Source organism: Xenorhabdus kozodoii (genome assembly GCF_002632875.1).
Classification (GTDB): Bacteria; Pseudomonadota; Gammaproteobacteria; order Enterobacterales; family Enterobacteriaceae; genus Xenorhabdus; species Xenorhabdus kozodoii.
Window position 1 is genome coordinate 94,274 of the sequence record NZ_NJCX01000013.1, and the last position, 23,870, is coordinate 118,143.

Below are 23,870 nucleotides of genomic sequence, written 5' to 3' on the forward strand. Positions count from 1 at the left end.
AACCGGACGTTCAGCTTCCAACAATATGCCTCTGCCAAGAAAGAAAAATCCACAATTTAAAGTAAATATATGTTATTACTTCATAAAAATTATTTTATTTTTGTTACTTTTTCCGTTGTATTTTTTCGGAATTTATATATATTGCTGTCCGATTTATACAACAAAGAGACACTTATAATGAAAAAAGCTCTATTGTCCTCAGCGATTGTTGCTGGATTATCGATTGTTTCATTGACAGCAGATGCAAGCGGCAAACACACCATTTCATTAGGCTACGCTCAAAGCGATATCAAAATGCAGGTGTTGGGAGATGATCTGAATCTGAACGATCTGAATAAAGACCCAAGAGGCCTCAACCTGAAGTACCGTTATGAGATTAATGATAATTGGGGCGTTATCGGCTCAGCCACGTACACTAAGCTAAAAATTAATTATTATGACTATCGTTGGTTAGCCATCGGCAACGAAGATATTACTTATAAGTCATTGATGGCAGGTCCGACATATCGTTTCAATGAATATGCCAGCGCCTACGCCTTAGTTGGTGCGGCTAATATTGAAGATCATTTTACTGCATCAAAATTGGATATGCGTAAAAATAAAACAGCCATTGCCTATGGTGCAGGATTACAATTTAACCCGTTTTCAAATATCGCTGTTGATGTTGCCTACGAATATGCTGATTTGAATCAGGCTAAAACAGGAACATGGGTAGTTGGCGTTGGCTACCGTTTCTAGTTTGAACCATTAAATTGTTATTCCAAAACAACACCCTGAATATCAAGCTGCTGTGTCTATATTTGGGGTGTTGTTTTGTTCAATACTTTAAACCTTTAGAATCCTAATTGCTGCTCATCACCAACGCACTGTAACAAAAAGCCCGTAGCGCATCGCACTTCTTCAAAAACAAGCAAATTCCCTGTATTTTAAAGGGAAACAGTAACCTTTCGTCTATTGATCAGTACACTTTATGCAACCAGAATTTCGTCACTGTTTCCATCGAAAGCGAATCCGTGTTACACGGTTATTTTGAAAAATTGAAATGGTTCTTTCTTTCCATTCGCGACGATTAATTCTCACTTTGTTGAGATTTATTTTTATCTAGCAACCAACTCAGGCCATCGATTAACCCACCACGCCAGCACAGCACATCATGCCCACCATTAAATACGCGGTAATTCACGTTGTGCCCTGCTTTTTGCAACGCAGCATGCATTTGATTATTCACGAAATGGATATCGGCTTCGCGAGAATCCGCTTCCTGAAAAATTTTTAATGACGAAGGAATAACTTTTTGCTCAATAACCTGCTGTGTCAGCCAACCGGGTTTATGTTCAGAAAGTGGCATAAACTGTCGAACAATTTTGCTATCAGGCCACCAGAAAGACCCCGATTGCGTGAGAACACAGCCAAAGCGTTGCGGCCAATGGAGTGCTGCATACAGTGCAGCCAACCCACCATAACTCTGCCCGGCTATAGCCAGAATTCGGATTCTTCATATATACCAATCCAACTTCAAGTTGCCGTTTGCAAACCAATGAGAGTGCTTATATCTCCCCGCTACGCGGGGAGATATAAGACGCATCTTGAAAGCTGACTGGTATAAAATTTTCTATCAACCATTTGAATGTCTTAGGGAGGTTGGGGCATTAAAATCGATTAGAAGCATTTTGATGATAGCTAACGGGCGGTTTTGGCGGATAAACTCGCCCGTTTACATTAATTGCAGCATCATTCTCTATCAAATAAAAACGGATGAAAGATGATACCTAACACAATCAAATAAGTCCGTGTACCAAAATCACGCCGATACATAAGGGTCCGACATATCGCCATATAAACCGTAAACACTGAAGCTTCCGCGCTGACATATTATCCGGTATGAGTGCATTGACCTTACGTGACCAGCCAAATACGAGGCAAATAATAATCCCGAACAGTGGCATTAGAACATTGGAAGTAATAAAGTCCAGCATGTCGAAGATGGTTTTTCCACCTAAGGTAATATCACTTAGGGGGCCAAAAGATAAGGAAACAGGGATCCCCATTAACATAATCGATGCCGTCACTCTTAAACTTGCTTTACGACGTGACCATTTAAAGCGTGACTGAACATAAGCAACAATGTGCTCAAGCAATGAAATTGCTGAGGTCAGTGCCGCCATTAATAACAATAAAAAGAAAGTCACTGCCAAGATTGAACCACCGGGAAGGCTGGCGAAATAAATTGGCATTGTCATAAACGTTAAGCCAGGCCCCGCATTGGGTTTTAAGCCAGCGGCTGCCAAAGCAGGAAAAATCATCAGCCCAGCCAATACACAAACCAGACAGGAGAGGATAACAACCCAGATACTCGATCTGCCAATACCTTTATTATTCGGCAAATAGGAGCTGTACGTAATATGGATACCTAATCCGATGGACAGTGAAAAAAATGCCAACCCTAAGGCATCTAACACACCTTTTCCGGTCAAACTATTAAAGTCTGGGTATAAGAATAGTTTTAGTCCTTCTGATGAACCGGGTAAGCGAATGCCAATAATAATCAACACGATCATGATAAAAAACAACAGTGGCATCATGACCTTAACTGATTTTTCCAAACCTTTTTGCACACCCGATAATACGACGAAACAGGTTAGCCCTGAAAATGCCAGATGGGCGATTATCGGCCACCATGGATTGCTGATGAAATTGGTGAAAATAGAGGTGAGTTGAGAGACGTCTGTAATATTCAATTTTCCTGTACTTGCCATCACCGTGTAACCTATGGTCCAACCACCGACAACACTGTAAAAGCTATAGATACACCATGAACTGAATACACCAATAAGGCCAACCCACCCCCAATGTTTACCCAGTAATTTTTTAAACGCATTAACGGCCACTTCACCGGTACTGCTTCCCAGCATGTTTTCGGCTAACAGAACGGCTAATCCAATTACAAAGCTAAACAATAAAAATACAATCAGAAATGCACCACCACCATTTGTGGCTGAAACATACGAAAATTTCCAGATGGCACCAATGCCAACGGCAGATCCAGTTGCTGCTAATATGTGCCCCAGACGGGATGTCCATTGTTGACTCATGCTAACCCCCGAATAGATGCAGTGTCAGCACATGCCTTTAAGCCCATAAATGGGAACATGTTATTTCCTGCCCCGACGAACAGGACAGAGGCCATAAAGTCCAATGCCCAAATATCTTTAGATAATAAACGGTATGTCATAATAATTGTTAACTTATTGTTGTGAAATAATCACAGATATAATAATAACCACTCAACCAATTGAGTTTCCATTGGCGAAACCGGATTCTAATTTAACAGTCAATGATAAACATCACATTCACTGATACCCGCAAGATACAGAATGATAATAGTAACATCAAAGGGATTATCTTCGTTATGGCTTGAAGTATTAACGGAGGGGGTTCACTGATCATATTTAACAATTCGCCATAAGATGCCAATCTTGGAGCGGTATGCTTGTGCATGACAAGTCTTACGTTAGCCTGCTTTCATCAATAGTGCCTGCCTGTGTATTGCGATATGTATTTCATAGCTATCACACTCTTGATCTATACTACTCCCCCTTTTGTAACACATAAAAAACACAATGGAACGCTTTCTCGAAAACACAATGTATGCCTCTCGTTGGCTACTTGCACCGGTTTATTTCGGTTTATCATTTGCATTATTTGCGCTGGCGGTAAAATTCTTCTTGGAAATCATGCATATCCTGCCACATATTTTTTCCATTACAGAATCCGACCTGATCCTGACACTACTTTCTCTCATTGATATGGCTTTGGTTGGAGGATTGCTGGTCATGGTGATGTTTTCCGGCTATGAAAACTTTGTTTCAAGCCTGGATATCCACGAAAGCAAAGAAAAATTGAGCTGGCTGGGGAAAATGGATGCAACCTCACTCAAAAATAAAGTTGCAGCCTCAATTGTCGCGATTTCCTCTATTCACTTGCTGCGCGTTTTTATGGATGCCAAGAACGTGCCAGACAATAAACTTATGTGGTATGTCGTTATCCACCTCACCTTTGTTTTGTCCGCATTTATGATGGGATATCTTGATAAACTTACACGCCACAATCATTAAACGATTCAAACAGTAAGCGAACAAGCAAACCAACAATCACCGCCCTGATGCCAGTTGAAACCAACCGGCTGGCATTATGGGATGCGTCGCTTCGATGAACTTCCGTTTACGGTTTCTTTGAGCAATTTTTCAATAAACCTATCCACGACTATTTCCACGACTTCGCTTCGGGTTGTCTCCAGACGATTAGCCAGGCTATCGATCTTTCTGATGACAGACATTCTTAGAGAAAGGGAAATCGGCTTTTTCTTCTCTTTATCAAGAAAGACATAGTGGGTAGCGTCTTCAGATTTGAAACTGAGATGCTGGGTGAGCAGTTCTTCAATTCTCCTCACATCTTTTCTGGTCAGCATTCCTTTATCGACTAACTGATAGGTATTACCTATTTTGCTAAATCGGATATCAGCACAGTAAAGATCTCTCAACTCCCGCAATGCACGTGTTAATGTAGGTTCCGAACAATTCAGCTCCTTAATGATCTTGCCCTTACTAACCGGTTTACCCTGTGAAAGTAATAAAGTTAATTTGAAATTTCTAAATTGTTTGGGATTAAGTAGCATTTCTTATTACCAAGCCAGGGATAACAAGCCCCTGCTTTTTCTACGATTAACTACAAAAATAATTTTCAGCATAGCCACTATCACAGGTAAATCAACAACAAACCGCATGAAAAGCCTTAGCACTATTTTTGCCGATTGAAGAGCCTATGCTGCCTCAGGCTCTATACCATAATGCTCCGCCCGCTCAAGAATATTCACTGCCCAGCGTTGATGGGTGGCAGGTTCACACATCATTCCCTCTGATTTGAAAACAGCTTCACTGGAATTGAGAATAGTCAGCGCCTGTGCATGATCATGGGCGCTCACCCTCAGCGCTCGTTGAATGTATCCAATCTGCTTTGGGTGTATGGCTGTTTTTCCCACCAGACCGTGGGCAATATCCAGTTTCAGCTCTTCCTCAAGCAATTTTAAGTCATCAATATGTTCACAAACCGGCGCAGTCAGGGAAAACCCCCGCGCAACAAAAACAGCCACCAACATTTTAATGACATAACCCATCGGTCCATCATAAAGCGTGAAGTGACGGGAGCGCCGCAGGGATATGACATTCATCAGATCATTACCGCCAATACGCAAGGCAATAATGCGATCCTTGCAAGGATGTGCTTTGAGAATGTCGGCAAGTTGATTCATTTTCTGAACATCAAACACCTCTTCACTCTCCAGTGTTGGCATCATGCACAAGTGGGTGGAATCGATAATATCCCACCAGCCGGACAACGAGGCATGGGTAAACTTGGGTAAAACCAGTCCATTAATGGCACTGAGATCCACGTTAGTCACCAGATAGTTCGCCATCATTTCATTACGCGGACGGATGAAAACCAAGGGACGGGAGTGTTCAGTAGAGGAAGAAGAGCTATCCGCTTTGGCCAATGCTTGCATAATCTCCCGAAGGTTCTCGATAGCGGCGGGGGTATCCTGCTCACTGACAGCATCTTCCAGACAAATAACCAACGAGCGCAGATCAGGGATCTTATTCTGTAACACAATTTCTGCAATGTCTTGGCGGGTGGCGGGCATATACAGAGTTGCGCCGAGTCGATGTGGTGAAGGGATTGATTTCATCACGCCACCTTCTTAATGATAGTTACCGCACGATATTGACCGATGAGATCACCGACTTCTGTAATAACAACCTCTTTCTGGCGAGCCAAATGAACCAACAGCGCAACATCAGGATCATCTTGGGAACGCACGAGCACATGCTCTGGCACACGTCGTAATACTGCGCGAGTGGCTTCGGCAATACCCGGTTTAATACGGTTAATACTGTCAATCTGGTATTTTTCCGCAAGATTGAAAATGACCGTTTTGCTCAATTGCTGCAAAGATATTTTTTCCTGCGGCAACCAAACTGCTTCGGGTATGGCCGCCCAACCCAATCGATCACGACAATCGGCAACAGTATCCACCAATAAGCGGCTGCATTCAAACTTGAGCAGGTGATCACACTGCACGCAACCGTGTAATCCTTTTTCACGCCAGATCGAACGTGATATCAGCCCCGATACCGGCGCCCCCATAATACCAAAAGGGATCAACCAATCATCATCGCTGGCCGCCAACCATGAACAACCACAAGGATCGGCCAATACCACCAGACGCGGAATACCTGAATATCCCGCCCTCCCCGCTAAAGATCGCGACAGCTCTGTGGTAATCGCGCCTTTGCCTGTCCAGCCATCAACAAATACAATGCCCTCTGTGCCATGTTTCTGCTCAATATGTGATAGCGCTGTATTATCAATACCGCGATCCCGAATAATGCTGATGCCATAGTGATAAGAGCACTTACCCATTTTTCTGAGTGCTTGATGCAACATCACCCCCAAAGGAACGCCAGCCCTGACCAAGCTGACCAATACAATGGGCGTGTCACCAAAACGGGATATCAGGGCTTTGGCGAGCATGATAACTTCCGTCGTTAATCGAACCGCCCCTTGTTCAAGTGCTTTATCAAACAGTTCAAGGTGATAAAACGTGGGTTCTGGCTCCTGACTTAACATATCCGAATAATGACGAGCGCCAGACTGGATCAACTGCTCCTTAATATCCACAGGCGTCATCTCAATTTGAACGGGTTTTAGCAGAAATTGAACATCATCAGAAGCATAACTCCCAGAGAAAGGGGGAAAGCTATTCATTATTTACAGCTCCAAATAGGGCAGTCATTAATGTGCCGGCAAACTGGCTTTGTTGAGGCATACCAAACCAATCACACAGTTGCATAAAACGGTGATCGCTCAGACTATCTCCCAGTCCGATAATCGGGAAAACGCCCCTCTCATTACGAAGCCTTTGCAAAAGGTGCTGGGTGGCTAATCCCTTATCAACACACTTTGGCAGCACAGTAAGATTGTTATTATTTTGATGGAAATAGAAATTTTGTTGAAAAGGGTTTTCTTGGGTTAAACAGTCAGCCAGCCGAGTAAGCTCATCCAACTTACCGTAATCACGGTGCTTAATGATCAGGAAAACCGGGACATCCCCATATTCATAATCCATGCGTGCCCATGCATCCATACCGCAAGACGCGATCAAGCGCTGGCTCAGGCGCGCCAACTCACATAATTTATCCCGATATGACAGCAATTCTGACACCACAACCGATTGCCAGTGTTCATCAACAGAACCATCTGGTGTGAGGATCACCGCACCGTGCGAGACAATGCGCCAGGAATTGAACGGGATCTGCACACGGCTAAGCTGCTCTGTATTTCTGGCGGTGACCGGAATAACTTCTGCATGAGCCAATAACCAATCAACCAGCATGGCCTGTTGTTGGGTCATAAAACTGTGGGGAGAAGATTTTCGATCCAACGCGCCCACGCGAAAAGAGGAGATATCCGATATCCCTTTCAGCTTCCGGCGGGATTGAAATAGCGTGTCATCAAGATCAGTCAAAAAGAGTGGCTTAATCATATCCAACGATCTCTACAACCGGAGAAACACGGGCAAGCTGTGCCATCAACGCCGGATCAACGGACGTTTTGGGTGTTTCAAGACAAAGCAATATTCGATCAAACTGCTGATGCGCAACATTGTAGAGAAAATTCGGGATGCCAAGCCCATAATTATCGGTAAACGCCATGACAGACTGGATAGCATGGCCGAACGAGATGGGAGAGCGGGTTGTCGAACCAAACACCACCGACGCGCCTGCCTGCTCAAGCCGTTCAGCCAGCAGGAACGGTTGCCAGACAAATTCACTGGAGCCCAATACCAATACGTTTTCACCTGCTTTGGCGGTGATTGCTGCACCAATATCACACTGGATGTCATCTGCCCCTAAACGTCCCCAGCTCTGTTGACCAATAATGTTGATTTTGCCCCTGGCGGTAACATTGACTTGCGGCATGACCGGCACCGGGGCAGAGATATCGGCTTCCCACTGCCAATTTCCCTCAATCAGGGAAACGCCAGAAACCGGCAGTGGGCTGCGTTTCACCACCGCTTTCCCGCTCCAGTCCGTTAATGTCACGGTGACAATATGTTCAATGTGCTCAAGCCCGGCATGACGTAGCGCATCCAGTAAATTAAGGAATGTATTGCCCGTTGTTGCTTCATCATCGATCAGCACCAGCGTGCGGGCATTGACCACCCGCTGGCGCAACTGGCCGCTGGCCGGCCAATAAATCAGATGATCCGTCGCGTGGCTGTGATTTTCCTTAAACTCACACAATAAATCCCCATCAACCGGATGACGCGTCGACGTCAGGAATACTGACTCATCAACGTTGTGTTTCGTTTCCTGAAATACGCCCGCCGCTAGCCCAACCGCCGTTTCTGCCATACCAATATACAGGGCCGGGCCGGGAAGATGGGTGGGGAACTGTTCAGATAATTGCTGATAGACCGAGCGCATGATCGATGGCTTGGCCGGAATATGTCGTCCCAAGACTTTACTGACAAATAGAAATGCCCTTTTGGGATTACGGCGTTCAGCGATATCAAACAAGGTTTCCAAAGATGCAGTGCCATGCGATGCCGTGACCGTCAACGTCCCGCTGTTTAACTTTTTTTGGTAAACCTGCTTTTGGTAAACCTGTTTTTTATCAGCTTGTGTTTTATCAACATCGTTGCCGCTTAACACTGTCATGGTGATGCCTTTTCAAAAAAATCTCAGCCTATTTGAGATGATTGATGAAAGCGATATTTATCTTTCCATAAACCCAATCTCGCTATTCAGGCGGAAACAATTGTTAAATAGCCGAGAGTCAATACGGTAACTTTCAGCATTTGTTCTTAATTCGGTGAAATATACATCGCAGTCTAGAGTTTATAACAAGCAGATGTCAATCATAATATGATTATTTAGATCAAAATTTGTTTGACTTTTTTGTATGGAAAAGAAATCATACAAAACGAAACTAGATTGTTTTCTATCATACAGTTAACTACCAGATAGACTGTTTATAGGAATCATAATATGACAAATTTAGGCTATCTATTTGTCATATTATGATTTTTTAACACGTGAAATTACCGTAATTCACCGACAAACAAAATAGAGGTGTCATTAATGGTTTCGTTAAGCAAAAATCAGTCAGTTTCGCTCGCCAAACAGAGCGCATCACTGGCTAACGTCGATTTTGGTCTGGGATGGGATCCCGTAGCCAAAAAGAAAGGTTTTCTGGCCAGTTTATTCGGTGGTGGCAGTGATGAAATTGATCTGGATGCAAGCTGCATTTTGCTTGATACATCGGGCAATGCCATCGATACAGTGTGGTTTGGTCAACTAAAATCAAAATGCGGATCTATACAGCACACTGGCGATAACCGGACGGGTGAAGGTGATGGGGATGATGAAGTCATCCGTGTCAATTTGCTCAAACTCCCTGCCAATATCGAATACCTGGCATTTACCGTTAACAGTTTTCGTGGTCAAACCTTCAATGACGTTGAAAATGCCTTCTGTCGCGTCCTTGACCAAAGCGGCAAAGAGCTGGCTCGCTATCAATTGAATGAGCAAGGTGCCCACACGGGCATTATCATCTCCTCCCTGCGCCGTAATGGCGGTCAGTGGGATTTCACGGCACATGGCGTCCCTTGTCTTGGGCGCACCATTGACGCGATGTATCCGCAGATCGTTGAGACGGTGGTGCGCTAATGAATCTGACACCTGGGGGTAATGCCCCCATTGCCAGCCAGACACTCACGGTGCGGGTTCTATCGGGTTCAGCCGTTGATGTTTCTGCTTTCCGGCTGTATGCCGATGGCAAAGTTAAGGGTGACCCAGATATGGTGTTTTACGGCCAGCCGGTCAATGACGACAACACCCTTCGCCTGACTGGCGGCAATATGAATACCTCATTTTGTGTCAACTTGCCGGCACTGGGGCAGGATGTCCAGAAAGTCGCCTTCACCGCGACTTGCGACGGTCACCAAACGATCGCCAATTTGCGTCACCTTTCCATCCAAGTCGAACTGAACAACCGCGTGATTTTGCAAGGGAATGTTGAAGTACAAGGCCGTCCAGAAACCGCCTTGATCCTCGGCGAACTCTATCGCCGGAACGGTGAATGGAAATTCCGCTTTATTGCCCAAGGGTTTAATGGTGGCCTCAAGCCACTGGCTGAGCATTTTGGCGTCAATATCATTGATGATGCGCCAACCGCAACACCGGCTCCAGTATCCGCTACGCCAGCACCACATACGGTTAATTTGAGTAAGGTTTCGCTGACCAAAGAAAAGCCGACTATCAGCCTAAGCAAACGCGACAACTACGGTGAAATTCGCATCAACCTGAACTGGGGTCAAACTTCCTCCGCCTCAAAAGGCATCTTGCAGGGCATGTTCGGCGCAAACAAGAATGTGGATTTAGATCTCGGTGCATTCGTCCGACTGCAAGATGGAGATAAGGATGCAATACAGGCGCTGGGCAATCGCTTTGGCAATTACCGTTATGAACCGTATGTCGAATTACAAGGCGATGATCGCACCGGTCAGGTACGTGACGGAGAATGGCTCCACATCAATGGGTTTGAGTGGAAAAACATCCGTGAAGTCTTGATCTACGCCTTTATCTACGAAGGCGTGCCTAGCTGGGACAAAACTGACGGTGTCGTCACCCTTTATGTCCCTGACCAACCTCCTATTGAAACGCGTATGACAGAAGGCAACAACCACAAAGGCATGTGTGCCATTGCCCGTCTTGTCAATGAAAACGGTGCCATCAAAGTAGAACGCATCAACCAATACTTCAATGGACATAAAGAGATGGATAGGGCGTTTGGCTGGGGCTTTAACTGGACATCCGGCAGGAAATAACGCTCTATTTTACCAATACGTCTTATACAAGACGTTCTTATATCAACGGAGGGACTCATGTCCTTTTTAAACAAAATCAAATCCGCGTTTAACGCAGGCCGTGAAGAACTGACCAATCAGGTGAGTCGCTTCAAGAACAAAAAATTTATGGAAGGTACGGTCGCGGTATGTGCACACATTGCGATGGCAAGTAATGGTGTTAGCTCAGAAGAAAAGCAGAAAATGATCGGGTTCATCAAAAACTCCCCTGAACTGAAAGTGTTCGATACCTCAGAGATTATCGAATTCTTTAACAAATTGGTCAGCAACTATGAATTTGATGCTGACATTGGTCAAGGTGAAGCCATGAAATTCATCATCGCACTGAAACAGCAACCGGAAGCGGCGCAGCTCGCTTTACGCGTCGGGATTGCCGTCGCCAAAAGTGATGGTGACTTTGATAATGATGAAAAACAGGCTGCCCGTGAAATTTGCTTAGCCCTTGGCTTTGCACCGACTGATTTTGAACTGTAATTGCAGATAATTTAAGAGGCTTACTTCATGGTATCCACGCACATTGGTTTTCCGATAGAAACCGTTGCTGTATTTATTATTCTGTCGGTTGGTGCGCTCTTTATCGACCTCTTTATGCATCGTCATGATAAGCCGATTTCGCTGCGCAGTGCCGCCCTATGGTCTGTTTTCTGGATCGCGATTGCCTTTGTTTTCGCGGGATTCCTGTATGTCCATCACGGTGCGGACACCGCGAGTCTGTTTGTCACGGGCTATGCACTGGAAAAAGTGCTTTCCGTCGATAACCTGTTTGTCATCATGGCCATTTTCTCTTGGTTCGCTGTCCCAGACAGTTACCGCCACCGCGTGCTGTATTGGGGGATCATCGGCGCTATCGTCTTCCGGGGTATTTTCGTTGCCATTGGGACAAGCCTGCTGGCGCTTGGGCCGTGGGTTGAAATTCTGTTTGCGGTGATCGTTGGCTGGACTGCGGTCATGATGCTGAAAAGCGGCAATGACGACGATGAAATCGAAGACTATTCTCAACACCTTGCCTATCGCCTGGTGAAGCGCTTCTTCCCAATTTGGCCGAAGCTACGCGGTCATGCTTTTGTACTCAACCAAAAGGAAGTCGACGAGGAATTAGCTAAACCAGAAAACGTCGATGTGAAAGTCGGCCGGGCGGGTAAAGCGGCGCTTTATGCTACGCCACTGATGTTGTGCCTGGCAGTGGTTGAGCTGTCTGACGTGATGTTTGCCTTTGACTCTGTCCCTGCGGTAATTGCAGTCAGCCGGGAACCCTTAATTGTGTACAGTGCCATGATGTTTGCTATTTTGGGTCTGCGCACGCTCTACTTCGTGCTTGAAGCATTGAAAAAATATCTGGTGCATTTGGAAAAGGCAGTCATCGTTTTGCTGTTCTTTATCGCCATTAAACTGGGTCTAAATGCTTCTGAGCACCTATTCCATCACGGCTATTCTATTTCAGCAACAAGTAGCTTGTTTGTGGTGATTGGCGTACTGGCAGCCGGTATTCTTGCCAGCCTGCTGTTCCCGCAAAAAGAAAACGCAAGCTAAATCCGGTAAGTAAAATCCAATTAATTAAACATGATGTAATAAGTGAGGAAATAACAATGGGTGTATCTCTTTCTAAAGGTGGTAACGTTTCTCTGAGCAAAGAAGCGCCAAGCATGAAAAATGTTTTGATCGGTCTCGGTTGGGATGCTCGTGCAACTGACGGACAAGATTTTGACCTCGATGCATCAGCTTTCCTGCTGACAGCAAGCGGTAAAGTGCGCAGTGATGCAGATTTCATTTTCTACAACAACCTGAAATCATCTGACGGCTCTATCATGCACACTGGCGACAACCGCACCGGTGAAGGGGATGGCGATGACGAATCACTGAAAATCAAGCTGGATCAAGTTCCTGCTGATGTAGAAAAAGTGGTGTTTGTTGTGACTATCCATGATGCACAAACTCGTAGCCAAAACTTTGGCCAGGTTTCCGGCGCCTTCATTCGTCTGGTTAACGATGACACACAAGTTGAAGTCGCTCGCTATGACCTGACGGAAGATGCTTCTACCGAAACCGCAATGTTGTTCGGTGAACTGTATCGCCACAACGCAGAATGGAAATTCCGCGCAGTAGGCCAAGGCTATGCTGGCGGTTTGGCTTCTGTTTGTGCCCAGTATGGTATTAATGCAGCTTAATTTTGGCTAAGCATTTCAGTGTAGAGATTGAGTTCGATGCACTAAGATCAAAAGCCCTGCCTGATAATATCGGCAGGGCTTTTTTGCTGTCTTTTCATATCAATTACCTATATTAATCGCCGCAACTCAATTCATGCCCCCAAACCTGAAACATAAATTTATCGCCGGAAACACAAACGTTATTATGCAAATCTTTATTCAGCCAAAAAAGAAGAATAATGTTTTGGCTCGTTAAACGAAAATGCATAAATATTTTTCCAATAAGTGTGATTTATTAAATTAATAATACATGATTTCAATATCTATAAATAAGCATCAGAAAAAAGATGTCTTCCCCAAAACCACAGATTAAACTCTTTGTTTGTATTTTTAATAACAAAGAAAATTATATAATTATTTATAGAATTATTTTTTGATCGAACTTTAATGATGCACTTAAGAATGGATAAATATCCAGTCATTTTTTGCGAGTTGCTTCGCAAAGAGTGACATTACCGATGGCATATTAGCCAGCTAACCGCTAGGGTAGATATTGATTATTAACCAATGAATGCTATGCAGATGAAAAACACGTATGAATTCGCGGTAAAGTGCGGGCGAAGTGCTGATAGAGTATCGCGGTATATCCATAACACAAGGAATGTACAAATGAACCTTCATGTTTCATTTCGCCATACTGACATTGACACCCCTGAATTAATATTGAATGGTAGTGCACTCAGTGATGCTGGATTTACCGCGAATGAATTATTTCATATCTCACAGTTTTCCAATGGCGTTATTATCTCTCTTGTTGATCCTGATGTGGATTTAGCCAGTGTTATCAATGAAGTGGAAGATAACCCATATCAAGGGATCGACAATATTCGTGAAAACGGTGAACTTTATATTGCAGGAGAATGGCTAACCATCAGCAAATTAATAGAACAACCTATCAATATTGAAATACAGCCTGGCAAGATTATTCTGCAACCTACATTGATAGAAATGTTGGCTTAAAATCACTATCACTACAAAAATTGTCACTACAAAAATAACCTTCCATCAATTAGCCGGAAAAAATCTTAAGAATAATTCCGGCTTTTAATATTGCCCGATATCAAATGAAATGCTGCCTTATTCAACATGGCATGTTGAACCCTATAATCTATTTCCTGCTAGGCAATCGCGTGGGCGACTTCTTCCGGCTTCCCGTCCAATTGTCATCGTATCGATAGCATCTTCCGATGCCGCATAATCAACCTATTCATGGGGAGAACGGCAATGCAATCAACTATCGAATAAAAAGATTAATTAATTTAAACCAAACATCTATGATGTATATTGTTTCAATATTCACAAAACATAATCGCTTGTTCTAAAAAGAGAATATAAAAATCATTTTGGTTAAATTTGCAATCATAACATTCAAAACTATACTCCAAACTGCAAGAGTAGATTTCGGGTTTCAGTACGCTAACCAGAGGAACTATATGATGAAAAGCTTGAAGTTATCAGTTGCAGCATTACTGGTGTTGTTTTCAAGTGCAGCGCTTGCAGCGCCAGCAGTATCAACCTCAGCCGAAACCGCGTCAAAAATAGCAACGACAGTAAAACACAATGCTAAGTCAACAAAAAACAAAGCTCATTCACTAGAGAAGAAAGTGACCAAAAAAGCAAAAAACCAAAAAGCGGCAAAAAAGAAAAACAAAAGTCAATTAACCAAAAAAGGCGCTAATACCGCCCTTTGTAAAGATGGTAGCTATAGCAAGAGTAAATCCCGTAAGGGTGCCTGCTCTCGTCATGGCGGTGTAGCGAAATGGCTATAAAGTTTCGTTGATTTTTCATTATGCATAATTAGGGAGCTTCGGCTCCCTAATTATTTTTGCCCCTGAATCTGGTTTTTTTAATCATCTATAATGGTATACTCCATCAGTTTGAATCTGCTTCATCAAACCATCCAGCGATAATCGGATGAATAAAGGATAACTTACTCCCTAACCAGAAAAAAATGGAATAATAATGCGATTTACTGACGATAAAGAAATAAGAAAATCGATAATTAGGTTATTTACCTATACCGAACAAATCATCATGCTCAAAAGTTTTGCATTAGTTAAACATGAAACCAGGGATAATTTTACTAACTGGTTAAAAGGGTTAGCCTATGAATTTCTTGATTCGGTAAAAACCGTAACCGTATTTTTTATTATTATAGCCGTCTGCCATTTTTTCCTTTCACCTAAATCACAACTTTTTAATTTGCTTGGGTATTATTCAGTACTGATCTATCTTGTTGTTTCCTTTTTGGCCATTTTAAATAAAGCCAGAATTATTGGGTGTAGATATATTTTCGGGTTAAAATTATTCTTATTCTGCATCAATAACAGAATATTTTTTGCGCCAAAATCAGAAAACAAAGCATATCCTCCACTCAATACGAACGGTATTAAAGTTTATATTGGCAATGATAAGAAAATAAGAAAATGTATTACAGATCTCTTTACATTTAAAGAACAGCTTACCCTGTTACGTTGTTTTTCCCTGCAACGAAGCATGACTGATGGTGATTTTCTTGCCTGGCTTGACAATCATGTTGAGAGTCATTTTTCCTCCATTAAAGTGGCATTGCTCATTCTCCTTTTTCTATTCATCATGACATGCATACAACAACCTGAAGCCTGGTATTATATCTCTATTCTTTACTTCATCTTTATGGTGCCTGTTATGATGTTAATTGGCATCTTTGTTGTATCTCATGTTATTGGCTGTAGCTTTATGATAAGCGTTAAATTAATTTATTTTCACATGAAAAAATGACTGAAATTTTTAAAATAATATATTGGGTGATTCATGGGTTCCTATTTTATTTTACAACCTTGTTTTATGGGGCTGAATCTTCTATTTGGCGATTTTTCATTATCACTTAGTCTTTGAAGTGCGCAGATTCTCCTTAAACTTGTTATTTATTAACTCCTAACCTAAATAATATGTAAATTTTTTAGTATAGATAAATATTTTAGATAACTTATCATTTCGTATAGAAAAGTTTCCTTTCAGAATGCATCTTATATCTCCCCGTGCAGCGGGGAGATATAAATACTCACATGGGTTTACAATCGGCAACTTGAAGTTGGATGGGTATATAAAATAAAAAAGAGAAAAAAACCAATAAAGTGTTCACATTTTTAAAATGTGATTAAAATCACATCACAAAAAATCCTTTGTTAACTCATGGATATATAAATCCAATTAAAGTCTGTTTAAAACAGTAAGTTAATCATTAATAATGCTTTTTGAGAAAAATAATATTAATTTTATTGTTGAATTCACCGGATAAAATCATAAAAATTATTACAGTTTTTTACGATAAAAAGTAAAAAATATAGATATTTGTCAGTAGGGTGCTAATATTCGTTACAGAAACGAAATTTATGAATGGTGAATAACAGTAGCCATATATTGTTAGCTCTGTTAATATTCGTCTAATTTTTATCCAGAGTAATAAAAAGAGGAGAAGCAATGCCCTCTCTAATGATGAGGACAAGTGCGGTCTTCGCTTTCTTTATCTCATTAATCTTTACCGGTCTGAGCTATGCTTCGACCAGTACCTCAAAAGTGCAAGAGTATTCTCACAATGGCATACAAGTCAATTTGCCTGATTTGCGAAAATACCCTTCAGGTACACCTCGGAAGAAAGCGTTTTTAAATATTATTGTCCCTGTGATTGATCAACATAATCAAAAGATTATGCAAGACCGCAAATGGCTCCTGTCACACCAAAATAAGCATCATTGGTCTGTACAGGAGAAGTATCGATTAAAAAAGATCTGTATGGATTACAATATGACCTGCAATTCGCCAAAACAGATCAACTGGAATAAGCTGTTAAGTCGGGTTGATATTATTCCCACCCACTTTGTTGCCACTCAAGCGGCGGCTGAATCGGGTTGGGGAACGTCGGAACTGGTCAAAAAAAATAATAATTTGTTCGGAATGCGTTGTAGCTCTTGCGGCAAAACGAAAGGAAAAGTGAAAGGTTATTCAGTTTACCCAACTATCAACGCTTCCGTTGTTGCCTATATGAAAAATCTGAATACGCATCGTGCTTATGAGTCACTGCGCTCTTCAAGGGCAAAGCAAAGGACGACGCAAGAGCCGCTGAGTACCAGTAAATTGATCGATAATCTTAATGGTTATTCTGAACTGGGATCTGATTATAATCGCTATTTACACCGTGTATTTAATGGTAACAAGAAGCTGATTTCACAGGCCCAGGAATTGATTATCCAATGACACTTTCCCGATAGTCCACTTTGTATTAATTACACGGTGGATTCTTTTTTTATAACCCCTCGCTCTATTATCTACTGTAAAGATAGGCAAATTCCATACTATAATACATGTCAGAATTACATTCTTTCTCCCAATAATGAATGGTTAGCCAGAGCCTGATATGAATTTTTTCTCTTTTGAGTTCCTTGGAACGTTTGTTATTCTGCTGGTTGTTTATTGGCTTTTACAAAAAATGCCCAGGCTACAGAATGGCGTGTTAATTTTAGTGAGTTATTTATTTGTATTCTCTTTTTCAGCAAATTTCGCCTACATTTTATTCGCCTATACGCTATTTATTTACTTTTTAGCCAATATTCTTAGCCGTTATTTATCCAACAAAGTCATATTCATTTTACTGACATTCGGGATACTGGGTTGTTTCACTGTTTTCAAATATTATTCTTTCTTCCAGGAAGCCATTCAACAAGCATTGACCCATGTTGGGATTACCGTCGAACTGCCTGTACTTGAATGGTTAATGCCATTGGGTTTGTCATTCTACGCGTTCCATTCGGTCAGTTATGTCGTATCAGTATGTAAGAAAGAGCTGCCCGCCGCGCCATTACCTGATGTCATATTGTATCTTTGCTTTTTTCCCAGCATTGTCGCCGGCCCCATTAATCGAGCCAAAGATTTTCTGCCGCAAATTCAGGCTCCGTCCAGAATGATGCTGGAACCATTGAAGGCACTTTTATTCATTGCCCTTGCCATCGCAAAACTCTTTTTACTCAGCTCTGCGCTTTCTGAATATTTTGTCAATCCCGTTTTTGAAGATCCCATTAGCCATCATGCAGGACAAGTTTTAGTGGCAATTTATGCCTATGCCTGGAATATCTACTTTAACTTTTCCGGCTATACTGACCTTGTCACCGGTATCGCCCTGCTATTAGGCTACAAAGTGCCACGCAATTTTGATGCACCTTATCTGGCCGAAAATTTACAAGTATTTTGGCGACGCTGGCATATCAGCCTGTCAACATTTATTCGTGATTATGTCTACATTCCATTAGGCGGTAACAAAAAAGGCCTATTCCGCAAGAACCTGAATATATTCACCGCCATGGTGATTTCTGGCTTATGGCATGGCGCCGGCCTGAGTTTTATTATTTGGGGGGCTATTCATGGTTTGGGGCTAATTCTGCAAAATATTAAAAATGCCCTGATCCCTGCTGCAAAAAAATACAGCGAGCCACAAGCCAAAAGCCAGATCTCATTATTTTTATCCCGTGTGGTGACATTCCATTTCGTCTGCTTTGCATGGGTCTTTTTCCGTAGCCCGACATTTAATGATGCCCTGGCGATATTAAATCAACTGTTCTCTGGCGAAATATTGACATCCCTGTTATCCAGTCGTTTTCTATTAATGGCTTTTTGGGGATTATTTATTATCTATCCTTATCTGGTAAATCTCAGAAACCAACTGGAAAAAAATGATAGTTTGATCTCCTGGGTTTATTACCCCATCCCCTTAGCCTTGATCCTGACGTTGGTCTTTATTTTATCACCGTCAGGAATACCAGGATTTATTTATGCCAACTTCTGAATTTACCTCTAACCTAAAAAAAGTCGGCCAGGTGATTTGTATCGTAGTCCTGACCAGCTTGATGCTAATTTGGTTGAATCAGGGTTCATTGGATAATTTCTGGCAACAGAAATATCACCGCAATAGCCCCTGGACATCTCTCAAGGGAAAAACATGGTGGGATTTAGGGAATAATGTGCAGCAAGGAGCAATAGCTGCCAGTGAGACTTTTATCGCATATGCGCGGGGTAAAACGCCATCATCAGCCATGAGTGCCGATAACAGGCGGACGGTACTTCCGCCTGATTTTCAGGTCGGCCTGCGTTTTCTGGAAGGCTACATCTATCCCATCGAAAATCTTTCTTTTACCTTTCCTGAACTGCTGAACAACGATATTAAGCTCGTTCAATCTGCTTTGCAGCCAAGGCGCCCAACAAAAAACCCTGTTGTTGCAACTGTCCAGAAAACCCACGTCAATCTGGGCATAAAAGATAAAGTGTTATTTGCCGGTGATTCCATGATGCAAGGTGTCGCACCCTATTTAAAACGGCGGCTGTTTCAGGAATATGGCATTTCCAGTATTAACTTAAGTAAGCAAAGTACAGGATTGTCTTATCCGGGTTTCTTTAATTGGCCAAAGACTATCAACGATGCACTAAGAACCCATCCTGATATTAAGTTGGTCGTGATATTTTTAGGCCCAAATGATCCGTGGAATATGCCTTCTGGACACGGTGGGACTTATTTGAAATTCGCCAGTGAAAATTGGGAAAATCTTTATCGCCAACGAATTGAAGCTATCTTAAATGACGCACGCCAGCATAAAGCCGATGTCATTTGGGTTGGCCCGCCGAATATGCGCCAGAAAAAACTCTCCGACAGCATGTCTTACCTTAATAAACTGTACCAAACAGAGGTTGAAAAAAAGGGAGAGATCTATGTTGCGGTTAATGATATGTTCAAATATAAGTCGGATAATTATTCAGACTATATTGGCGATGGCAGCAGTACTATCAAACTTCGAAGCGGGGACGGGATTCATTTCAGTTTGAAAGGACAACAAACCATCGCGGATTATCTGTTTTCATTGATCACATTGATTCAGGAGCCAGTTAAAGATGCAACCATTTAGCCTGTTCCGTGGATTTGATCGGATAGCGGGTGCAGGTCTGACAATTGTGCTCTCAATCAGTCTATTATCATGCCGAGGGGAAAAATCCGAACCCTTACCAGAAAGCCAAACAGCACAAATACACCGTCAGCAACAATTGACGAATTTTGGTGATCCCAATTTTGCGCTATTAGCCGATAAATTGCGTCACAGTGATACCCGCCAACTCCATTTTGTACAATTAGGTGATTCCCACACGGCCGCCGATTTTTTTACCGGTAAGCTGCGCAGTTTATTGCAGGATCGTTATGGCGATGCAGGACCCGGTTTTGTTCCTCCAATGAGTATCCCTGGTCAGCGTAACGCCTTAGTGCAATTTACTGAGGATAAAACCGGCTGGTGGCTTTCAAGCAGCCGTAAAGAAAAGCGGGCGGATTATCCACTGGGCGGTTTTATCGCCACTCCTGAGAGCAGCCGCAGTACGATACAACTCGATGCCCCTTCTGCTCATGGCAAGTACTGGCTGAGTGCGCTTTACCAATCCCATCAAGCGACTCAAATCAAAACGCCAATTGCCGCCATCAACTTACCTGCGACACAAAGTGAATGGCATTTTTCCCCCAAACAGAGTGTCAGTTTCCCAATCCACCTCTATCCACAGGATACGCAGTTAAAAATCGGCGGCTGGCTGATAAAACGTCAATCCCCCGGTGTCATGTTATCCGCATTGGGCATCAATGGTGCCACCATTAATATGCTGGATAAATGGCAACCACAATGGCTGGATACACTGGTACAGATAAAACCGGATATGGTGATCCTCGCCTATGGCACCAATGAAGCCTTTAACGATTCCCTGGATTTGGCGACTTATCAGCAAGATTTAACGGCTAAAATACAAGACATCCGCAAGGCAATACCGCAAGCCGTTATCCTGCTGGTAGGGCCAAATGATTCGTTGAAAAATAAAACTGCGGCAAGCTGTGGAGAACAACAACCCGCCTTGCTTAATGCTGTGATCCAACTTCAACAAGCCGTTGCCAAAAAACAGCGCACGCTGTTCTGGGATTGGCGGGAATACATGGGCGGGGCATGTTCAGTCAGAGGATGGAAACAGCAAGATCTCGCGCGTCCTGACTACATTCACCTCTCCGCAGCCGGTTATGAACGCAGTGCCGAAGCGCTTTATACGCAGTTGATGGGTTTGGTGGAATAAGCAGAGTTTCTCTATGATGAATATGCAAACCGTCAGAGTCTGGGTGCTATGATAGGCATGACTCAGTCTTATTAAGGGTTTGTGATACTTAGCAATTGATCAGGGGGCTGTCCTAGATAAGGATTAAATCTTGCCTTTAACTATTTGTTTTAAACTAGTTAATTGTTTCCTTGCACCCGGTGTGTTAAATCTCCACTCACATTCCTTCAAATATAGGTCAAAATGAGCCTTAGGAATTCCGTTAAATTTGCGCAGATAGCGCTTAGCCTGATTCCAAAAGTTTTCGATACCATTGATGTGATTTTGGTGATTTTTCTGGTCAACAAACTCGGTATTATGATTGATCCGATAATGCTTAAAATCACTCACATCAAGGACATCATAACTGGCAAAATTATCTGTATATACAATGCTATCAGGATAAATTTTCGACTCAATAATGGACAATAATGTCCTTGATTTTGCATCGGGTATAACCCTCGTGTAAACCTTACCATCCCGCTTTAAGATCCCGAACACAGGAACTTTGCCCGCCGCTCCACGGCCACGTTGCCCTTTGTGTCGTCCACCGAAATAACTTTCATCCAGTTCAATTTCGCCATCAAACATCGAATTTTGATCTACATACTCAGCGATAAGTACTCTAAGGCGATGAAAATAGTATGCCACTGTATTCCGGTGGACACCCACAAGTTCAGCTGCTATACGTGCTGTAGCGCCTGCAATAAATAGTGCTAATAACCGTCCTTGCTTGTACTGACTGAGTCGACTTTTTCTCATGGAACTATCCTAGTACTACAGCCGTAATTGCTTTGTAAGCCGATGATTTCCCCGACGGCGACAATGACATTGTTGCGCTCGGTATTGATGCCGTCGCCACCTGTCTGACCAATGTAAAATCTGTTCGATTGTCTTTCCCGCTTTTTCCATCAGCTTTGACAGCAGCTTACGGAGTTCCGCTACACTGAGTGGAACCCGGCCTACCGGTGTTTTTTTTCTCCTGTACCCGCAGAACCGCCAGGACTGCATGGGCCAGCAACGACAAGGTAATATGTCGGTGCCAGCTCTGCCATCGCCGCACTTCGTAATGATCCAGCCCACATTCCCCTTTGGTTTCCTCAAAGCCACTTTCGATTTCCCAGCGACAACCCGCAACCTGAACCAGCGTATTAAGATCCGCCTGTTCTCTCAGGGCATACACCACATAGTAAGCCCGTTCCTGTCTACTATCCCGGCTGCGCCGAACTAACAAATAATGACCATAACGTCGATCCTCTTCACTTATCTGTAAACGCCATAACGGCACGACAGCCCAGTCATACCAACGCTCACCTTTTGTCCCTGTTCCCGCTGACCGTGCTTTCCAGTCAGCGGTAGTCAGGGTATCGGCAATCCGTTCAGCACGGATATACTCTGGTCCTTGCCACCCTAAGGGGTATTGCAGGGAATCGCTAACACGAAGGGCTGATATCGGGACTCCAGCCAGACTCTTAGACGACGGTCACGGCCATAAACTTCATCCGCGGTCACCCAGCGACAGGGAACGCCAGCATCCAAGGTTCGTTCCAGCATCTGCCGGGATAACTGGGGTTTCGTTGCAAAAGTGACGCGGGCGGGGATACCCGCGGCTTCATAGTGGGAACGGGCATCTGTCCACTGGCGAGGCAGGTATAATGCCCGGTCAACAAAGGCATGCCCTCCGTTGCCGGCGTAACAAAGAAATACGCCTATCTGGCTGTTTTCTACCCGTCCAGCGGTCCCACTATACTGACGCTGTACCCCGACAGAATGTGTCCCTTTTTTGATAAAACCGGTTTCATCAATGATGAGAACACCCTGTTCATCACCCAAATGTTCAGTGACATAATTCTGCAGGATATCGTGAACCATATCGACATCCCAATCAGCGCGTTCCAGCAAATATTGAATCCCATCGGGGGTACTTTCCCCGATCCATTCAGCCAGTTGCCAGCTATTCTTACGTTCAACATCACTGAGCAATCCCCGAAGACAGGCGAGGCTGCGTTGTCGTGGGCCGATAGATATTTATAATCAGTACAGGCCTCACTTAGCCCTAAAATATAAAACGCCCAATGAAGTCCATCATCAGGCGTTAATCAGTGTCAACGTATATCAGGACTAGACAGAAGAAGAGCCCCATCATGGCACAATATGGATTACGGCTGTAGTACTAGGAGCAGCTATTTAGGGGATTAATCCAATGATCAGAGTTTCCTATAATTGGCTAATATCGGAACACTTCGGAAAGTTGATCTCATTACTATATGCACACACTATTAGTACTCTTCAACAAAAAGAGCAGGTAAGCAGTGGAATGTATCCATCCACACTGCTTGATTTGAAAGACAACTGCTCATTACTAGCTGAAAACCTTATAATAATATCGATAACTGCTTATATTGTTACCACCGCTTGATAAAAAATGTTTTTTCCAGAATTAAGCACTTCCGAGCAATAGTAATAAAATACTATTTATAAATTAGCTCAAAACTACACCAGTCATTAGTACTAACATTTGTCATCATGTAGCTACA

At 43.1% G+C, this 23,870-nt stretch carries 22 protein-coding genes and 1 pseudogene; 14 read left to right on the top strand and 9 right to left on the bottom strand.

The window, feature by feature from the left end:
* Nucleotides 1-177 precede the first annotated feature (177 nt).
* Nucleotides 178-738 (top strand): Ail/Lom family outer membrane beta-barrel protein, encoded by a 561-nt coding sequence (locus Xkoz_RS10545; protein WP_099142153.1) that lies wholly within the window; start codon nucleotides 178-180, stop codon nucleotides 736-738.
* Nucleotides 739-1,069: 331 nt separating this feature from the next.
* Here the strand turns inward: Xkoz_RS10545 and Xkoz_RS10550 are convergent, their stop codons facing one another.
* Together Xkoz_RS10550 and Xkoz_RS10555 are read right to left on the bottom strand one after the other, a co-directional pair.
* Nucleotides 1,070-1,453, bottom strand: a complete 384-nt coding sequence (locus Xkoz_RS10550; protein ID WP_422646051.1) for an alpha/beta hydrolase-fold protein — start codon at nucleotides 1,451-1,453, stop codon at nucleotides 1,070-1,072.
* A gap of 325 nt (nucleotides 1,454-1,778) precedes the next feature.
* Nucleotides 1,779-3,092: a sodium-dependent transporter gene (locus Xkoz_RS10555; protein WP_099142121.1), complete on the bottom strand. Its 1,314-nt coding sequence runs from the start codon at nucleotides 3,090-3,092 to the stop codon at nucleotides 1,779-1,781.
* Nucleotides 3,093-3,620: 528 nt separating this feature from the next.
* Between Xkoz_RS10555 and Xkoz_RS10560 the strand changes: the two genes are divergently transcribed.
* Nucleotides 3,621-4,115 carry a TIGR00645 family protein gene (locus Xkoz_RS10560; RefSeq protein WP_099142122.1) on the top strand — a complete coding sequence of 165 codons (495 nt, stop codon included), beginning with the start codon at nucleotides 3,621-3,623 and terminating at the stop codon, nucleotides 4,113-4,115.
* Nucleotides 4,116-4,189: 74 nt separating this feature from the next.
* Here Xkoz_RS10560 and Xkoz_RS10565 read toward each other — a convergent pair whose 3' ends face one another.
* The 5 genes from Xkoz_RS10565 to Xkoz_RS10585 form a co-directional block, all read right to left on the bottom strand.
* Nucleotides 4,190-4,675: a tellurium resistance protein TerW gene (locus Xkoz_RS10565; RefSeq protein WP_099142123.1), complete on the bottom strand. Its 486-nt coding sequence runs from the start codon at nucleotides 4,673-4,675 to the stop codon at nucleotides 4,190-4,192.
* A 144-nt stretch (nucleotides 4,676-4,819) separates the two neighbouring features.
* On the bottom strand, nucleotides 4,820-5,743 hold the full coding sequence (locus Xkoz_RS10570; RefSeq protein WP_099142124.1) for an HpcH/HpaI aldolase/citrate lyase family protein: 924 nt from the start codon (nucleotides 5,741-5,743) through the stop codon (nucleotides 4,820-4,822).
* A complete protein-coding gene (locus Xkoz_RS10575) occupies nucleotides 5,743-6,822 on the bottom strand; it encodes a cysteine protease StiP family protein (protein WP_099142125.1) in 1,080 nt (359 codons plus the stop codon). Before Xkoz_RS10575 ends, Xkoz_RS10570 begins: the two co-directional genes overlap by 1 nt.
* Entirely contained in the window at nucleotides 6,815-7,600 is a 786-nt protein-coding gene (locus Xkoz_RS10580; protein ID WP_099142126.1) for a hypothetical protein, read from the bottom strand. Before Xkoz_RS10580 ends, Xkoz_RS10575 begins: the two co-directional genes overlap by 8 nt.
* The gene (locus Xkoz_RS10585) at nucleotides 7,593-8,777 is read right to left on the bottom strand and encodes a phosphoribosyltransferase domain-containing protein (RefSeq protein ID WP_099142127.1); all 1,185 of its coding nucleotides are present in this window, start codon (nucleotides 8,775-8,777) and stop codon (nucleotides 7,593-7,595) included. Before Xkoz_RS10585 ends, Xkoz_RS10580 begins: the two co-directional genes overlap by 8 nt.
* Nucleotides 8,778-9,200: 423 nt before the next feature.
* On the opposite strand from Xkoz_RS10585, the gene Xkoz_RS10590 reads away from it, so the two are divergent.
* From Xkoz_RS10590 to Xkoz_RS10645, 12 genes are all read left to right on the top strand, one after another.
* Nucleotides 9,201-9,788, top strand: coding sequence for a TerD family protein (locus tag Xkoz_RS10590; protein ID WP_099142128.1), 588 nt, complete (start codon nucleotides 9,201-9,203; stop codon nucleotides 9,786-9,788).
* Nucleotides 9,788-10,948 (top strand): TerD family protein, encoded by a 1,161-nt coding sequence (locus Xkoz_RS10595; RefSeq protein WP_099142129.1) that lies wholly within the window; start codon nucleotides 9,788-9,790, stop codon nucleotides 10,946-10,948. Before Xkoz_RS10590 ends, Xkoz_RS10595 begins: the two co-directional genes overlap by 1 nt.
* Before the next feature lie 57 nt (nucleotides 10,949-11,005).
* The gene (locus tag Xkoz_RS10600) at nucleotides 11,006-11,461 is read left to right on the top strand and encodes a tellurite resistance TerB family protein (protein WP_099142130.1); all 456 of its coding nucleotides are present in this window, start codon (nucleotides 11,006-11,008) and stop codon (nucleotides 11,459-11,461) included.
* A gap of 27 nt (nucleotides 11,462-11,488) precedes the next feature.
* Nucleotides 11,489-12,517, top strand: coding sequence for a TerC/Alx family metal homeostasis membrane protein (locus Xkoz_RS10605; RefSeq protein ID WP_099142131.1), 1,029 nt, complete (start codon nucleotides 11,489-11,491; stop codon nucleotides 12,515-12,517).
* A gap of 56 nt (nucleotides 12,518-12,573) precedes the next feature.
* Nucleotides 12,574-13,152: a TerD family protein gene (locus Xkoz_RS10610; RefSeq protein ID WP_099142132.1), complete on the top strand. Its 579-nt coding sequence runs from the start codon at nucleotides 12,574-12,576 to the stop codon at nucleotides 13,150-13,152.
* A 648-nt stretch (nucleotides 13,153-13,800) separates the two neighbouring features.
* Nucleotides 13,801-14,151, top strand: a complete 351-nt coding sequence (locus tag Xkoz_RS10615; protein WP_099142133.1) for a SymE family type I addiction module toxin — start codon at nucleotides 13,801-13,803, stop codon at nucleotides 14,149-14,151.
* 473 nt (nucleotides 14,152-14,624) lie between these two features.
* A complete protein-coding gene (locus Xkoz_RS10620) occupies nucleotides 14,625-14,960 on the top strand; it encodes a DUF3761 domain-containing protein (RefSeq protein WP_244183445.1) in 336 nt (111 codons plus the stop codon).
* A gap of 193 nt (nucleotides 14,961-15,153) precedes the next feature.
* Nucleotides 15,154-15,951 carry a hypothetical protein gene (locus tag Xkoz_RS10625; protein ID WP_099142135.1) on the top strand — a complete coding sequence of 266 codons (798 nt, stop codon included), beginning with the start codon at nucleotides 15,154-15,156 and terminating at the stop codon, nucleotides 15,949-15,951.
* Nucleotides 15,952-16,653: 702 nt separating this feature from the next.
* Nucleotides 16,654-17,427: a protein bax gene (locus Xkoz_RS10630; RefSeq protein ID WP_099142136.1), complete on the top strand. Its 774-nt coding sequence runs from the start codon at nucleotides 16,654-16,656 to the stop codon at nucleotides 17,425-17,427.
* A gap of 160 nt (nucleotides 17,428-17,587) precedes the next feature.
* Nucleotides 17,588-19,009, top strand: a complete 1,422-nt coding sequence (locus tag Xkoz_RS10635; RefSeq protein ID WP_099142137.1) for an MBOAT family O-acyltransferase — start codon at nucleotides 17,588-17,590, stop codon at nucleotides 19,007-19,009.
* A complete protein-coding gene (locus Xkoz_RS10640; RefSeq protein WP_099142138.1) occupies nucleotides 18,996-20,120 on the top strand; it encodes an SGNH/GDSL hydrolase family protein in 1,125 nt (374 codons plus the stop codon). The genes Xkoz_RS10635 and Xkoz_RS10640 overlap by 14 nt, the downstream gene beginning before the upstream one ends.
* Complete coding sequence (locus Xkoz_RS10645) at nucleotides 20,107-21,315, top strand: SGNH/GDSL hydrolase family protein (RefSeq protein WP_099142139.1); 1,209 nt, start codon at nucleotides 20,107-20,109, stop codon at nucleotides 21,313-21,315. Before Xkoz_RS10640 ends, Xkoz_RS10645 begins: the two co-directional genes overlap by 14 nt.
* A 123-nt stretch (nucleotides 21,316-21,438) precedes the next feature.
* Here the strand turns inward: Xkoz_RS10645 and Xkoz_RS10650 are convergent, their stop codons facing one another.
* Both Xkoz_RS10650 and Xkoz_RS25920 read right to left on the bottom strand, forming a co-directional pair.
* Nucleotides 21,439-22,095, bottom strand: coding sequence for an IS1595 family transposase (locus Xkoz_RS10650; RefSeq protein WP_099142140.1), 657 nt, complete (start codon nucleotides 22,093-22,095; stop codon nucleotides 21,439-21,441).
* Nucleotides 22,096-22,261: 166 nt separating this feature from the next.
* A pseudogene (locus Xkoz_RS25920) lies at nucleotides 22,262-23,358 on the bottom strand (IS701 family transposase); the annotation flags it as partial.
* Nucleotides 23,359-23,870 lie beyond the last annotated feature (512 nt).